Source organism: Micromonospora lacuserhaii (genome assembly GCF_036902735.1).
In the GTDB taxonomy this organism is placed as follows: Bacteria; Actinomycetota; Actinomycetes; order Mycobacteriales; family Micromonosporaceae; genus Micromonospora.
This window is the reverse complement of the sequence record NZ_JBAKHO010000013.1, coordinates 75,359-88,595: the sequence shown is the minus strand read 5'-3', so window position 1 is coordinate 88,595 and position 13,237 is coordinate 75,359. Positions and strand designations below refer to the sequence as shown.

The 13,237-nt window shown below is 68.4% G+C and carries 14 protein-coding genes; 9 read left to right on the top strand and 5 right to left on the bottom strand.

Annotated elements, in window-relative coordinates; genetic code table 11:
* Position 1: 1 nt before the first annotated feature.
* Positions 2-1,651: a Druantia anti-phage system protein DruA gene (locus V6U81_RS12080; RefSeq protein WP_334488090.1), complete on the bottom strand. Its 1,650-nt coding sequence runs from the start codon at positions 1,649-1,651 to the stop codon at positions 2-4.
* 15 nt (positions 1,652-1,666) lie between these two features.
* Here V6U81_RS12080 and V6U81_RS12075 point away from each other — a divergent pair, with 15 nt between their 5' ends.
* The gene (locus V6U81_RS12075) at positions 1,667-1,897 is read left to right on the top strand and encodes a hypothetical protein (protein ID WP_334488089.1); all 231 of its coding nucleotides are present in this window, start codon (positions 1,667-1,669) and stop codon (positions 1,895-1,897) included.
* Positions 1,898-1,982: 85 nt separating this feature from the next.
* Here V6U81_RS12075 and V6U81_RS12070 read toward each other — a convergent pair whose 3' ends face one another.
* Positions 1,983-3,503 carry an ATP-binding protein gene (locus V6U81_RS12070; RefSeq protein ID WP_334488088.1) on the bottom strand — a complete coding sequence of 507 codons (1,521 nt, stop codon included), beginning with the start codon at positions 3,501-3,503 and terminating at the stop codon, positions 1,983-1,985.
* Between the two features lie 173 nt (positions 3,504-3,676).
* On the opposite strand from V6U81_RS12070, the gene V6U81_RS12065 reads away from it, so the two are divergent.
* A complete protein-coding gene (locus V6U81_RS12065; RefSeq protein WP_334488086.1) occupies positions 3,677-3,826 on the top strand; it encodes a hypothetical protein in 150 nt (49 codons plus the stop codon).
* A gap of 10 nt (positions 3,827-3,836) precedes the next feature.
* Here V6U81_RS12065 and V6U81_RS12060 read toward each other — a convergent pair whose 3' ends face one another.
* Both V6U81_RS12060 and V6U81_RS12055 read right to left on the bottom strand, forming a co-directional pair.
* On the bottom strand, positions 3,837-4,337 hold the full coding sequence (locus tag V6U81_RS12060) for a flavoprotein (RefSeq protein WP_334488084.1): 501 nt from the start codon (positions 4,335-4,337) through the stop codon (positions 3,837-3,839).
* Positions 4,334-5,584 (bottom strand): helix-turn-helix transcriptional regulator, encoded by a 1,251-nt coding sequence (locus V6U81_RS12055; RefSeq protein WP_334488081.1) that lies wholly within the window; start codon positions 5,582-5,584, stop codon positions 4,334-4,336. The genes V6U81_RS12060 and V6U81_RS12055 overlap by 4 nt, the downstream gene beginning before the upstream one ends.
* A 239-nt stretch (positions 5,585-5,823) precedes the next feature.
* Here V6U81_RS12055 and V6U81_RS12050 point away from each other — a divergent pair, with 239 nt between their 5' ends.
* The 7 genes from V6U81_RS12050 (at position 5,824) to V6U81_RS12020 (ending at position 9,992) form a co-directional block, all read left to right on the top strand.
* Positions 5,824-6,078, top strand: a complete 255-nt coding sequence (locus tag V6U81_RS12050; RefSeq protein ID WP_334488078.1) for a hypothetical protein — start codon at positions 5,824-5,826, stop codon at positions 6,076-6,078.
* Entirely contained in the window at positions 6,075-6,338 is a 264-nt protein-coding gene (locus tag V6U81_RS12045; RefSeq protein ID WP_334488076.1) for a DivIVA domain-containing protein, read from the top strand. The genes V6U81_RS12050 and V6U81_RS12045 overlap by 4 nt, the downstream gene beginning before the upstream one ends.
* The gene (locus tag V6U81_RS12040; RefSeq protein ID WP_334488073.1) at positions 6,335-6,598 is read left to right on the top strand and encodes a hypothetical protein; all 264 of its coding nucleotides are present in this window, start codon (positions 6,335-6,337) and stop codon (positions 6,596-6,598) included. Before V6U81_RS12045 ends, V6U81_RS12040 begins: the two co-directional genes overlap by 4 nt.
* A 9-nt stretch (positions 6,599-6,607) precedes the next feature.
* The gene (locus V6U81_RS12035; protein WP_334488071.1) at positions 6,608-7,000 is read left to right on the top strand and encodes a GIY-YIG nuclease family protein; all 393 of its coding nucleotides are present in this window, start codon (positions 6,608-6,610) and stop codon (positions 6,998-7,000) included.
* A 144-nt stretch (positions 7,001-7,144) separates the two neighbouring features.
* The gene (locus tag V6U81_RS12030; RefSeq protein WP_334488068.1) at positions 7,145-8,500 is read left to right on the top strand and encodes a hypothetical protein; all 1,356 of its coding nucleotides are present in this window, start codon (positions 7,145-7,147) and stop codon (positions 8,498-8,500) included.
* Entirely contained in the window at positions 8,497-9,312 is an 816-nt protein-coding gene (locus tag V6U81_RS12025) for a hypothetical protein (protein WP_334488066.1), read from the top strand. Before V6U81_RS12030 ends, V6U81_RS12025 begins: the two co-directional genes overlap by 4 nt.
* Before the next feature lie 176 nt (positions 9,313-9,488).
* Positions 9,489-9,992 (top strand): TFIIB-type zinc ribbon-containing protein, encoded by a 504-nt coding sequence (locus V6U81_RS12020; RefSeq protein WP_334488064.1) that lies wholly within the window; start codon positions 9,489-9,491, stop codon positions 9,990-9,992.
* A gap of 19 nt (positions 9,993-10,011) precedes the next feature.
* Here the strand turns inward: V6U81_RS12020 and V6U81_RS12015 are convergent, their stop codons facing one another.
* Positions 10,012-13,158: an NACHT domain-containing protein gene (locus tag V6U81_RS12015; protein WP_334488062.1), complete on the bottom strand. Its 3,147-nt coding sequence runs from the start codon at positions 13,156-13,158 to the stop codon at positions 10,012-10,014.
* Positions 13,159-13,237 lie beyond the last annotated feature (79 nt).

The window sequence follows — 13,237 nt, the reverse complement described above, 5'->3', positions numbered from 1 at the left end:
GTCAGTACAACTCCAGCTGCTCATGCTCATTCGGTGCGAGTGGTTGGGCGGGTAGTGTCACCCGCGCACCGTGGCTGACTGGCCTCGTCAGCCGGTTGCGGCTGACCGCCTCCAGCACCTCCAAGGACTTGCTGCGCGGGTGCAGCCAGCGGCGCATCCACCACTCCGAGATGGCGTCCACGTCCCCTCCGCCTCGGCGGCGACGGAACGTGTAATCAGGCTCCGCATCGGACCCGAGTAGGTACGGCAGGAGGTTGTCGACCAGGCTGATGCCGTAAATGATGCGTTGACGCCCGTGTTGCAGAAGAGTGTCCGACGGCCACCCCAACAGATCGAAGCCGTGGCGCACCTTCCGGAACTTCGGGTTCACCCCCTCGCCGAAGATGCTGTTGACCCGAGCACCGCCGGCCGTCTGCTCGGCAAGGCGTACCAGCGCGCGCACCGATTCGGCGGAGAAATGTGAGGTGCCGAAAGATTTCGATCGCCCCAGCTGCCGGAATTGGATGGGTCTGGACCCGCCGAGGACTTCAGGCGGGATCCGGATCCGGTTGTACTGGCTGGCGCCAGAGCCATAAAGAGAGGTCGTACCGACGAAGACGAGATTGGATCGGCGGCGGATTGGCCGGCCGGCCATCGATGAGGCGATCTCACTGGCGTACGTTGAGTAGCGCTGTCGGTACGCCTTCACCACTGACGGGCTGACGGCCAGCATGCTGACGAGCTTGCCTCCCAGCAGGGAGTTATAGGGAGCGACCGCTCCGCAGACCGTGAGATCGGCGATCTCGGTGCCCACCGCGTCGGCTTTGGCCCGTCTGAGGAGCGACATGATTGCCCGACGCGCCGTAGTGTCGTCAAGCGCCCGGGACAGTCCTGCTCGCGTCGCCTTCGGATACAAATATGGCGAAAGGGCCTGCCGAGCGTTGAGCAGGTCGGCCAGCGCCAGGCATCGCTTGCTGCGAAAGAGGTCGGACTCCGCGCGCCGGCGCCACCCGGCAACGTCGTCGGCATCGTGAAGCTTCTTGAAGTCCGTCGCCTTGACGAACCGATGATGGTCTCTTCGGCGGGTGTCGGCTTCCTTCAACAGACGCTCGATCGCCTCAGTGGTCGGGCCGTCCCATAGCGAGGGCCAATACAGTCCGTCCTTGATAAGGTCCTCGACGTAGAGTTCGTCCAGCCCAGTCTTCAAGCGGCTCGTGATCCATCGAGCCATCCGCAGCGTTGGGGCGGCACGCAGGCCATCGAGGAACACCGCTGGCTGCCAACCGATCCAGTCATCTCGTTCGGCCAACTGCACGACGGCGCTACCCAGCGCGGCGATCCCGATGACTGGGTGGAACGGAGCCGCACGATCCCGTACCAAGATCATTAAGGTTCGGCCTGGCGTGCTGGTGTACTGGTTTGACCAGGTGTGACGGAAGTACCGCCAAATATCCATCAATCTAAAACCGGTGTACTCACAGCGCTCACCTGAGACGACCTGCACGTACGGGTCGATCACCTCGCGCAGGCGTGACGGGTCGGCCGCGGTTACATCGCCGACGGTTCGAAGCGCATCAGCGAGTTCCTTGCCGTCACGCATGAGGCTAAAGATCGATACAAACCTCCCGTCGAGTTCCCGAGGTTTTTCCATGGTTGTGATGAAGCGACGCACCGACGGGATGGCAAGTTGCTCGTCTCGCTTGATGAGTTCCTGCCGCCTGATTCGGTGCTTCTCTTGGACGGGATCAGCCACGCCCAGTGGAGGGGCTACGGCCACCTGGTCGCCGTCGACTCGTACGTTCCAGCCTTGACCGACAAGGTCGAGCAGTACGTGCGTGGCGGCTGTGAGTGGTGCGTTCTCGCGGGCAAGACAACGGTCGCGGGCCGCCTCGCGTGCCCCACCATCGGCGTCCGTTAGCGCACGACCGAGCGTTGCGAAGGCGCGTCCTTCCGCGGCTCCACACCCTGGCGGGCACGGCAGCGGATACCACACCGTCTCCATGTCAGGCATTCATGAAGGTGGCGAGTACGTCGGCTGTAACCTGGCGGAGTCGCTGTGCATGTCCGCGCTCGGTGTCCCGTCGCAAGGAAGCCTCGGCGCGAGCAGACGCAAGGATGGTCAGGGCGACCTGCCGCGCGAGGTCATGGTCTCTGCCCGATTCACTCAGCGCTAGCGGACCGTAGAGGTCGCGATACCAGGGATGCTTGGTGTTGAGTAGCAGAATAACCTGTTGATCGCGCGTGACTACTTCATATGCGCCTGTCGTCGGCAACTCCGCGGCCGCGATTTGGTAGGGGGAATCGTGCTGAGCAAGGCTATCCACGACTGATATGAGTTCGTCAGGAATGAGACGTCCCCGCGGCAGTGATGGTAGCGACACGTCCGCGCGTGCGGCCTGCCGTTCGGCGGCGCTTAGCGGCTCGGTGGCCTTGACGAGCAGGAATCGGTTGCGAACCCGGCTGTTCAGTGCGCGGGCGATCGTCTCCAAGTCGGGCGAAACCAGCTCTAGCAGCTCCGGCCGAGGTGAGATGGATTGCTTGGCGTGAGTGATTCCGAACAGTTCGTCAAGAATGGGATCAAACCTTATTTCACATCGCCACCAGTCGTCGTAGTTCTCGCGGCGCTTGCCGCCCATGAAGAACCATCCGCGATCGATCTCGCGCCCTGCACGCACAACGGAGACCGGTGACCCGGCCGTGACCCCCATGGTCCGCTTCTCTTCCGTCGAAAGCGCGTGCCAGCGATCGATGGGTAGCTCGCTGAATGTAATCGAGACGGTTCCTACTGCGGAGCCTGCCGGAATCTCGTAGAGGAGGTCGTCGCCAAACCGCCTAGCACCAGTGATCTTGGATTTGGGTGCGAGGCAGAGGGGATCGTTTGCAACCACGAACTGACCGTTCACCTGCAAGCTAACACCGTTGGTGAGGAAGTGTCGGTAGATGCGCCCTAGATCATCTTTGAGCTTTCGGACGAGCGCTGAGGAGCGCTTGTACTCTATCCTGTCGCAGCGCAGTAGCCGCACGACGGTACCTGAGTCGGTGTGGGGCACAAACCCGGGCCGATCGATGAGCTCAACCGCGGGCAGCAGGGTATCGCCCGCACTGACCAGTTCGTCGATGTCCAGCCTGGACCAAAGGACGCCGGTGTCGTGTCGCCAGGTGTAGACCTCGACGCGGCGGCTGCGGCTGAGCGCTCCGTTCGGCAGCCCCATTCCGTAGCGCCCAAGGGACGACCGGTCGTTGAACCGGCTGGTCCCACCGAAGGTCAGGGCCTGCGCGAGTGATGCAGCGTCCATGCCATCACCGTCATCGACAACCATGATCTCGATCTGCCGATCGGGTCCTCGTGCAGTAGTGACCTCCACATCGACGTGCCGTGCTCCTGCCTGCAGCGAGTTGTCGATGAGCTCCGCGATCGCAAGTCCGGTCGTCTTGTAGCCGGTGTCTCGGGTGGCGAAGAGGAAGTTGGCGGGGTTTACCAAACGAGGCCGAATGGCCGGCCGATTGTCGAACTTTGTCGCCATCAGTTAACGCCACCTCCCGCCGACCGCGTTCGCCGGCCGCGTGATCCTACACATGGAGTCGGTGCACCTTGAGTTGCCGGTCCGGTTTCCCTGACGGTTGGGCCGCTATCCGCACCACGATCACCTAGCTGGGGGACGACGCAGTAGCCTGGCGGCAGCCACAAGTGCGCAGCATGGTGGCTGGCATCCGCAGGGGCCTCAGCGGGCGGATCATGCCCGACGGCTGGCGCGACTGGTCCGCCAAGGTGGGCCGGCACACCGACGCCCGCTTCAACGGCGGCATCGGTTTCCACGAGACCGAGCCGGGTGCCGGCCCTTGGTGAGCCAGGGCCATCAAACACCCCACGCCTCCTCGATGTGGTGCACAACGAATCGCCAGTCCGGGTCGGGGTCCAGGGTAGTAACGACTGCTCCGGCTGCAGCAAGTTGCCGGAGGTTCGCCTGGTAGGCCGGATGGCGGGCAAGTTCTACCTTGACGTTCGGGAACGCGCAAATAGGCAGGCCCGCGCCGAGTGCCTGGTTGAGAATGCCGAGGGCGGCGGTGTCATTGATTCCGATCGCCCACTTGTTGATGAGGTTGAAGGTGGCTGGCGCGACCACCACCACGTCAGCCTCTGGATCGGGCTCCGGTTCACCTGGCAGCCGCCACTCGACCCGGACCGGGTGCCCCGTCTGCTGAGCCAGGGCGTCCCGATCGATCCAGGTTGCGGCCGTCGGTGTAGCGGTCACACAGACAGTCCAACCATTGTCCATCAGCGGTTCGATGAGTTCACCGATCCGCAGCGCCGGTGGAGCCGCGCAGACGACGAGCGCCAGTACCCGCCCCTTGCTCATACCAGCAGTCCCGCCCGCTCGGCCAGCGGCCGAAGCCCTGGCGTCGCCGCCCGCCGCTCCTTCGACAGCAGGTCGAGCAGAAGGGAGCGAGCCTGGATGTTGGTGTGCACAGACTCGGCAGCAACCCGTTCGGCTTCAAGTAGATGCAGCACAGCGGCGGATCTGTCCGCCGAGCCCATCATCGTCGCCGCTGCCAGATCGACATGTACCTGAGCCCGCCGCCCGATGAGCATGGTCGGCAGGCGGGAGGTGTCCAGCCGCGCTCCGACCTCGACGGCTCGGTCCGCGTTACCCGCGCGAACCGCAGCGGACACGGCGTGGATGGCGACGTTCGTAGGACCGAAGCCGGTCCACAGGCGGTTTCGGTCTGACCCGAGCTGCGTTACCAGATCATCCGCCTCGCTCAGATACCAGCCGACTGCCTTCGGATCGCCCCGACCGGCGGCCACGACAGCCGCCAGGAGCAGCAACGCTCCGTGTGCGGAGATCAGATCAGGATCGGCCTTCCCGACGCCCGACATTAGGCCCTCGATGCTGGCCTGCACGACCTGCTCGGCTTCGTCCGTCCGCCCAGGCAGCCGCAGAAGCCCGCACGCAGCCTGGTAGGCGGCGACCGCCGCCAACGGGCGGTCGCCGGCCAGGCCCGCAGCGGTCGATGCCCGGTCGGCCGCCAGGAGAGTCATGTGACCGTCTCCCACTTTCGCGGCCAGCTTCGAGGCCGCGATGTAGGCAGCGGCGAGCAACCGGAACGCAGCTGCCCGGCGGACGTTAGGTGCTGGATTCGCTAATTGGGTGGCCTGACCGAGAACGTCCGGCAGGAGCCGAGCCGCCGAGGTGTAGCTCGCGCGCTGGTAGAGGCTGTGGACCCGGCCCACGCTCCGCCGCACCTCGACGAGGGAACGCACTGGTTCGGTCGGTTGAGCAGGAAGGTAGCTGGTGAGAAACGTGCGCAGGCCGGTGAGGAGTTCCGTGCGGGCCGCTCCGGAGGAGGGAACTTGGCTGTCGTTTCCCATGACCTGCCCTCGACACGCTGCCACCGAGACGTCGACGAGCATCTCGTCGAGCTGTTCGAGCGTAACCCGCAGTGCCGAAGCGATCCGGCTGCGATGCCAGGGCTGGGGATCTGTCTCGGCGCTCTCCCAGCGGACGACGGTCGACCGTTCGACGCCGAGCAGCTCTGCCAGCCGCTCCTGACTGAACCCGAGCGCCTTCCGCCGTTGGCAGAGCCGATGCCGCTTCAGAGCCAAGACAGTTCCCCCTTCGTATGCCGCCACTGTAGTAACCAAGCGTCGATCAAGCGGGTACGCAGACGCCTCATTGATGCGTCACTTCGGCCCCTTGGACGCTGTAGTTCCTGATCAGCCGCGCCCCGAAGCTGAGACGCATGGCCCGGGGTGGGTGCTGGGCTCCGGCCGATACGGACGCGCGGTCGTACCGGCCGCCCCCGCCCGCCTCGGCGCCGCCCCCAACTACCTGAGGAGGTGTCGTGGACTCGATCGACGAGATCCTCGGCGAACTACCCCTACCGCCCTACGTCACCGCCGAAGACATCGGCTTCGCCGTCAGAGCGCTCACCGTGCATGCCGTCGAGCAGTGGCCCGACGGTCCGCGGTGCCGCAACGACCGCGCACCCCACCCCTGCCGGCTGCATCGCTGGGGCCGCCGCGTCCTCGACCAACGCGGCCTCACGGACCGGCAGATCCGCACGCTGATCGCCGAGCAGGAGGCGACGCGGCGATGATCTACGTGACTGGGGGGCGCCTGCACCCGCACCACGCCCGGGTTGCCTCCTTCGACACCCGCTGGCGCGGCCTCGACCCCGCCCAGGTGCACGACTACCTCAACCGCATAGCGGACGAACTCGAACGCCTGCACCACGAGCTGACTACGGCAAACACCGAAGCCGAACGCATCCGCCAGGCGCTGCGGCAGTGGCAGTCCCGGCACACCGGCTGCCGCCACACAGATCAAGGTTCACCAAACAGCCGGTGGCAGCGATGACCTCACCCCGGTGGATCATTCACCTTCCGACGACCCTGACCAGCCTCGACGGGGCCATCGCCCTGGCCGCAGCCCTACGCGACTCGCTCGGTCACGTCACCGCCCTCGACTTCGGTGAGACCACCCTCAGCGAGGAGGATCGTCAGTTCCTGCGTACCCGAATCTGGTGTGACGCCCCGCTCGACGGCGCCGGACGCTGCCGCCGCCGCGACGACCACGACGGCCCGTGCGGGGCCACGGATGAGGGCCCACGCCGGTAGCGTCCGGGGATGCCCGACACCACGCACGAGGACCTGCTGGCCGGCTTCAGCGCTGCTCAGCCGTACACCATGGAGGCCGCCGTCGACGCTCCGCGCTCGCCCGGCGTGCACGTGGTCCTGGACCGCGGCGTGGTCGTCTACGTCGGCCACACCCGAAACCTGCGGGCTCGTCTCCGGCAGCACCTGACCGGCAACCGGGGCTCGTCTGTGCTGCACGAGCAGGTCGGCCAGCTCCTCGACAATCCCGGTCACGAGGCGTCGGCCGAGGACATCGCCGGCTGGCTGGGCCGGCGCGAGGTCCGCTGGCAGGAGACTGACAACCCGGAGGGTACGAAGGAAGCCCTGGTCCTGGCCCTCAAGCCCCACTTCAACCGGCAGGTCCCAAAGCCGCGCCACGGATAGGCCCTCCTTATAAGCCGCTAACTGTCAGATGAAGTCGGCCACGTGTTCCCGTGGCGCTCTGGCCGGGGTCGATCGGGCGGTGAGGTACAGCGCCAGCAGCATGCCCGGTACTAGGATCTCGGCTGGCCGACACGGGGAGGTGTCATGCGGCGTCGTCAATTGCTGGCGTCCGGGATGTTCGCGGCGATCGGGCTCAGTGCCGGGGAGCTACTGAGAGCAGCGCCAGCCGCCGCTGAGACGGCTCTGGTGAAGAGCGTCGGCGTCCAGCTGCCGGTGGACGACCTGCGGGCGATCGAGCTCGACGAGGCGCGCGGCCGCCTCTACGTCGCCCAGGGCGTCGGTGGCGGGCTGCCGCTGGTGGTGACCGACCTCGACGGCCGGCTGCTGAACCGGGTCACGGCCGTCGCCGACATCTCCGACCTCGTCCTCAGCGACGACGGACGCATCCTGTACGCGGCCCAGGGCTTCAACCGGATCATCGCGCTGGATGCCGCCACGCTCACCATCATCGCCAGCTACCCCGCACCCGCCGGCGCCCACTTGTACACCGTCGAACCGACCGGCGAGAAAGTCGTGGGCGGGTTCATCGACGCCGGCATCGGCTCCGGCGGTCTGCTGATCTGGTCCGCGCCCGGCATCCCGCCGGTGGTCTACACCGAGGGCCCCAACTACCACCCGATCATCGACGCCAGCCCCGGCGCGCCCGGCCTCCTCGTCGCCGGCGACACCGGGTATTCGCCCGTCACCACGTACGTCATCGACGTCTCCGGTGACAGCCCGACGATCGTCGCCCGGCGGGACAACACCGGCAGCAACCTGATCGACTACGCCGTGAGCCCGGACGGCACCGAGGTGGTGGAGACGGTCGGCTACCCGTACGAGCACCACTCGTACCGGCTGCCGGATCTCACCGACGCCACCGTCTACCCCAGCGGGGTCTATCCGCAGGACGCCGCCTGGTCCGGGGACGGCTCCACCGTCGCCATCGGCCGCGCCTCGACCGCCTCCGGTGACGCCGATGTCTACCTCTATGCCAAGGGCAGCACGGTCCCGACGTACGCCGTCGACTTCCGCAGCGGCGACAGCATCTGGGAGGGCACGCTGCTGGTCAACCGGGACGGCACCCGGGCCTGGGCGGTCAGCTCGACCGACCCCTACCAGGAAACGCAGCTGCTGCACTCCTTCGGGCCGGCGCACCCGCCGGCGCCGCCGATCACCGACCTTGCCGTCACCGCCCAGGTGGGGACCGGCAAGGAGAAGGGCATCGCGCAGCTCACCGTGACCTGGAGCTCGCCGATCGGCGACGACAACTACTGGTGGATCACCGCGTCGACCAACGGCGGGGCCGAGCGGGAGTTCTGGCGCGGCAAGCTGGACGCCAGCGGCAGGTACACCCTCACCTACTCGCTGCCTCGCGGCACCACCACCTTCACGGTCCGGTACCGCGACTACTACCAGTTCTACCCGGACGGCTACGCAACCGCGGTGCTGCAGCGGTGAGCGCACCGATCCGGCGCCGCTCTCCGCTCGTCCGCCGCGGCGCACTGACGCTGCTGCTGCTCGCCACCGGCCTTGCGGGCTGCGCCCGACCCGGTGCCGCCGGAGCCGGTGCCGCCTGGGCCACCCCGGTGCCTACCGCCGCAGCGACGGCGAGTGCCGCTGCGGCGACGACGAGTGCGGCGGTGACACCAACGCCGACGAACCTGTCCGCGAGAGCCTCCCCCACGCCGAAACCGCGCCCACCGGCGGCAGCGCAGGGCGGTTCGGCCGCCGCCCCGCCGCCGGCGCCCGCCGCCAGGGCCACTCCGGCCCCGGAATTCCCCCGCGGCTACACCCTGCTGTCGCAGACCTGCACCCTCCAGGCCGGCCAGCAGGTGTACGTCTCGCGCAGCGGCAAAACGAAGGGAAATTTCCGCTTCTGCACCCAACGGCTGCGCAAGAACGACACGGGCAGCTACTACCTCAACCCGTACGTCTTCGTCGAGCCGTTCTTCCTCGACGGCGGCCGATGGCTCCCGGACTCGCGTGAGCCGCTGAGTCTGACCATCACCTGCCGGGTCATCCACGCCGGCGAACAGGACTACTCCCTCACCGCCACCTCACCGAGCGGGAACGGGCCCGGGCACACCGCGTCCTGCGGCCGGCAGGTGCCGCACGCGGTCACCCCGACGACGGGCAGCGACGCCTACCTGATCCGCTTCACCGGATACACCTCGGGCGGACACTACGGCGTGCTCGCCTTCGACACCGAGGTGCACTTTCCGGGCGCCGGCAAGCCGACCCCGGAGCAGCAGGTGACCGTACCCCGCTGAGCGGAAGTACCGTTCCGTGTCTCGGTGTCGACCGCCCACCGGCTGCTCGCGATGCTGGGATCACCAGGTCTGGGTTGCCAGACCGGTGCGGTTGTGCACGGTAGCGGCCGTGCGGGCGTAGGGTCGGTGCCGTGATACGGGCGGGGCGTCGATACCGGTACGTCGGCCCGGCGGACGTGCGGGCGTCGGTCGCCGACTCTCCCGAGGGCTGGCCCGTCCGATCATCGGTCGATCTCGAGACCTACCTGGCGGCCGCGGATCCGCGCGACCGTGACGAGCCGTTCACCTACGTCATCGACCCTGGCGGCACGTTGCGGCTCGCGCCGAGACGCAGCGAGCATGTCGCCTGCGCCGGCGGTGGGGAGGTCCTCGGCGCGGGGGAGATCGCCTTCGCCGGCGAGCGGGGCGGCTGGATCGTGACCGAGGTGAGCAACCAGTCCACCGGCTACTGCCCCGATCCCACCTCATGGATGGCGGTGGCGGGCGCGCTCGGCCGGGCGGGTATTGACCGCCCGGAAGGCTTCACCGCAGCCGTCGTCTTTCGGCGCTGCCCTGACTGCGGCGAGCGCAACGTGGTCCGCGACGACGACTACATCTGCGCGCTCTGCGGCGCTGAGCTGCCGGAGGATGTGGAACCTCGGCTGACGGCCCAGCCGTCGACCGACCAGCGCTCGCGCTGACGACCGAGCCGGCTGATCTTCACTTCCGCCAGGCGGGGGCCATCCGCTCGGACATCTCCCGCCAGAACGTCCGCAGATCCTCCCGGTGGACCGCCTGCCAGTCCGCCCGCCCAGCCGACCGGAACCACCGCCCGACAAGGTCGATCTGGTGGGCGCAGAACACCTCGTCCATCTGGTACGGCAACTCGTCCCCCTTCGGCGGCAGCGGGCACAGCCGGAACGGGCAGTCGTCGATGCAGGTGGAGCCGGGTTGGACGTCGTGGGCCTGGCGGCGGCTGAGGGTGACCCGCATGGCGCTGCGGTCGATGGTGAGGCATGGGGGCAGTTCGGCCCGGCTGGCCCGGCTGAGTCGACGCGCCCGCTCGGAGTTGTCCTGTCCGCGGTCGGCGAGGTTGAGCAGCAGCATCACGTCGGCCAGCAGTCGTTGGGCCCGTGGTTGCAGCACACCCCAGCCGTGCGACGGCGGCAGCCAGGAGTTCTGCAGCCGGCGGACGGCGGGCTGCGGGCTGACCGCCCCCACCCGCCCGACGATCTCCCGCTCGTCCGTCCAGCAGTGCCGTTCCGGATGGCGGTCGATGAGCGCCTCGACGCACAGGTCCGCGACCTCGAGGACGAGCGGGTGGGCCGTACCGCTGCCGGGCTGCGGGGCGCGGTGCCCGCCTCCGGCGATCGAGGTCCAGAAGGTGACCAGCCCGCGCGGGTCCGAACCGTGACCCCGCTCGCGCAACGTCTCACCGGGATCCCGGGGCAGGGCCAGCAGGGTGAGCGCCTGGATGAGCACCAGGTGCGAGTACCAGAAGCGGGAGTGCCGCAGCGCCTTCTCGGCTTCCTCGATCAGGATGCTGCGGTGCGTCGGGTACTTGCGGCAGTTGGCCGCCAGCCGGAAGCCCTGCGCGAGCGTGAGTTCGTAGACGCGGGCTCCGTCGGAGGCGTCCGTGGCCAGGCGGTGCACCCAGCGCCGCATGCTGTCCCGGGCCACGCCGAGCCAGTCCGGTTCGTCGGGGGCGTGCTCGCCCTCGGCGAAGAGGAACAGCGACGGCGCGATCCAGGTCCGGAGCTCCTCCAGGCGCTCCCGGCCGGTGGTGTCGGCCGCCTGGGGCGGCTCGTCGAGCAGGTCGCGCAGCGCGCGGACGGCGGCGTTGCCGCCGCTGGCGATCTCGCGGGCCGCGCTCAGCCGGGGCAGGTACGAGGTCTCGTCGGCCATCATCTGGAACAGCTGCCGGTACTGCGGCTCGGGCTGCTGTTTCCGGGGCCCGGGGGCCTCCGGGGGCCGGTCCCTGAGCTGCCGGGCGGCGTCGCCGTACCGGTGCACGAGGGCGATCTTGGCGTCTTCGAGGGGGCGGTCGGTGACCGAGCCGTCCCCCTGGTAGTTGGGCCAGGCCTCCCGGATCGCGTCGGCCAGTTGCCGGTGGGCCGTGTGCCCGGTGGCGGCGTCGATTTCCAGCGCTTTCGCGAACATCTCCAGCGCCCGGGTGCGGTTCCGCGTTTCGGTTGCCGCCTCATACAGCCGCCGTACCAGGGTGATCGACCGGTTCCGGGTGACCTCCGCGTCCTGGACGTCGTCCGGGCGGAGCCCCGCGGTCTGCCGGACGGCGTCACCGAGGCGGTGCAGCCTTCCTTTCGGGGAGGGAGGCTTGCGCCGCCCGTCCAGCCGTTCGAACACCCCGCCGCTGCGGCTGTAGAGGGTGAGGGCCGAGAGCATCTCCCGTCCGGGCCCGTGGTTGCGGGTGAAGGCCCGCTCGAGGAAAGCGTCGTCGCGCAGGGCGGCGGTGAGGAACCGTGAACCGAGGTACGCCTGGATCACCCCGTTCTGGAAGCGCACCCCGTCCTGCCGCTTCACCACGATGTTCAGCGCGTCCCCGGTCGTCTCGGCCAGCCCGATGTCCTGCGGGTTGTCGGCGCTGAGCTTGTGCAGCCGGGCCCGGAGCTCGGCCAGGATCCACTGGCGGCCGGCGTCGTCGGTGCCGTCGGCGCCGGTGAGTTGGGTGGTGCGCACCGACGGCTGGTTGTCGCGCAACCCGATGCAGGCGAGCGCGGAGAGCACCTCGATCGCGTCGGCTCGTTCGGTCTGCGGCATGCCGTAGTCCTCGTACAGGTCCCCGGCGACGGTGGCGTCGTACCACTCCTCCAGCAGGCTCCAGCGCAGTGCGGATCTGCCCTTGGCCGCCGGCTCGACGCGGTCGAGGCGGTCGACCTCGTGGAGCTGGCCGATGACCCGCAGGTAGAACGGTGACTCGGCTACGTCGGCGTCCTTGACCAGCCCGACAATGCGGTCCGACCGCTGTCCCGCGTCCGAGCGGCGGCTGCGGCTCTGCACGTACTCCAGCGCGGCGCCCTGGGCGAGCGGCTCCAGTTGCATCAGCAGCGCGTCCAGCCCGCGCAGCGGATCGGCGGGGCGCGAGGCGACCACCAGGGGGAGACGCTCGCGGACCGCACCCCGGACGGCCTCCCTCAGCAGGCTGTCCCGGTCGGCGGGCTGGGCGGTCTCGGCGAGCACCTCCTCCAGGCCGTCGGCGAGCACCACGATCCGGTTCTCCAGCCAGAGCCGCCGCCACATCTTGTCGGCCTCGCCCGCGGCATGCAGCTGGGTGTCGATGGTGCGCTCGAACTGTGCCTGGGCGAGCTGGTGGAAGTTCAGCTTCTCCGGATCGGTGACGGTGCGCAGGTCGATGCCGATCGGTACCACGTTGGTGGCCATCAGCATCTCCGCGAGGCGGACCAGCGTCGTCGTCTTGCCGGTGCCGATGCCGCCCACCAGCAGCACCGGACGGCGGCTGCCCTCGTCACGGAGCCGCTGGATGATCAGTTCGCACAGTTCGTCCCGACCGACGACGTCGATCCGGCTGATGTCACGTTCGGCGGTGGGTATCACCATCCGGCGATTGCGCAGCGCATTCCGGTCGTACCACCGGCGGACCCGGAGATATCGCCAGAAGAGGAAGACCGCGAGGCCCAGCGCCAGGACCAGCGGGCCCTTGACGAAGCCCTCCACCTGCCCGCAGTAGTACGACCTTGGCGGCTGTCCCGCGCACCACTGCGACATGCGCAGGAAGTGAGGCTCGGTGTTGAGGACCGTCAGGAACAGCGAGTAGACGGTCCACGCCACGAGGATCGAGGCGGTGACGATGATCCCCCATCGCAGCCCGCGGTGGTGCCGCCAGTCCATCCGGTGGTCGGGTCGCTGGTCCGTCCGTCGGCGGCGGTTCCGCTCAACCTGGCGTTCCCGACGGGTACGCCACCGGCGC

What these genes read in the sequence shown, in the direction of transcription:
- V6U81_RS12060 (WP_334488084.1), bottom strand. Translation starts at nt 4,337, where the DNA reads ATGAGCAAGGGGCGGGTACTGGCGCTCGTCGTCTGCGCGGCTCCACCG.
- V6U81_RS12040 (WP_334488073.1), top strand. Translation starts at nt 6,335, where the DNA reads ATGACCTCACCCCGGTGGATCATTCACCTTCCGACGACCCTGACCAGC.
- V6U81_RS12045 (WP_334488076.1), top strand. Translation starts at nt 6,075, where the DNA reads ATGATCTACGTGACTGGGGGGCGCCTGCACCCGCACCACGCCCGGGTT.
- V6U81_RS12070 (WP_334488088.1), bottom strand. Translation starts at nt 3,503, where the DNA reads ATGGCGACAAAGTTCGACAATCGGCCGGCCATTCGGCCTCGTTTGGTA.
- V6U81_RS12030 (WP_334488068.1), top strand. Translation starts at nt 7,145, where the DNA reads ATGCGGCGTCGTCAATTGCTGGCGTCCGGGATGTTCGCGGCGATCGGG.
- V6U81_RS12015 (WP_334488062.1), bottom strand. Translation starts at nt 13,158, where the DNA reads ATGGACTGGCGGCACCACCGCGGGCTGCGATGGGGGATCATCGTCACC.
- V6U81_RS12065 (WP_334488086.1), top strand. Translation starts at nt 3,677, where the DNA reads ATGGTGGCTGGCATCCGCAGGGGCCTCAGCGGGCGGATCATGCCCGAC.
- V6U81_RS12035 (WP_334488071.1), top strand. Translation starts at nt 6,608, where the DNA reads ATGCCCGACACCACGCACGAGGACCTGCTGGCCGGCTTCAGCGCTGCT.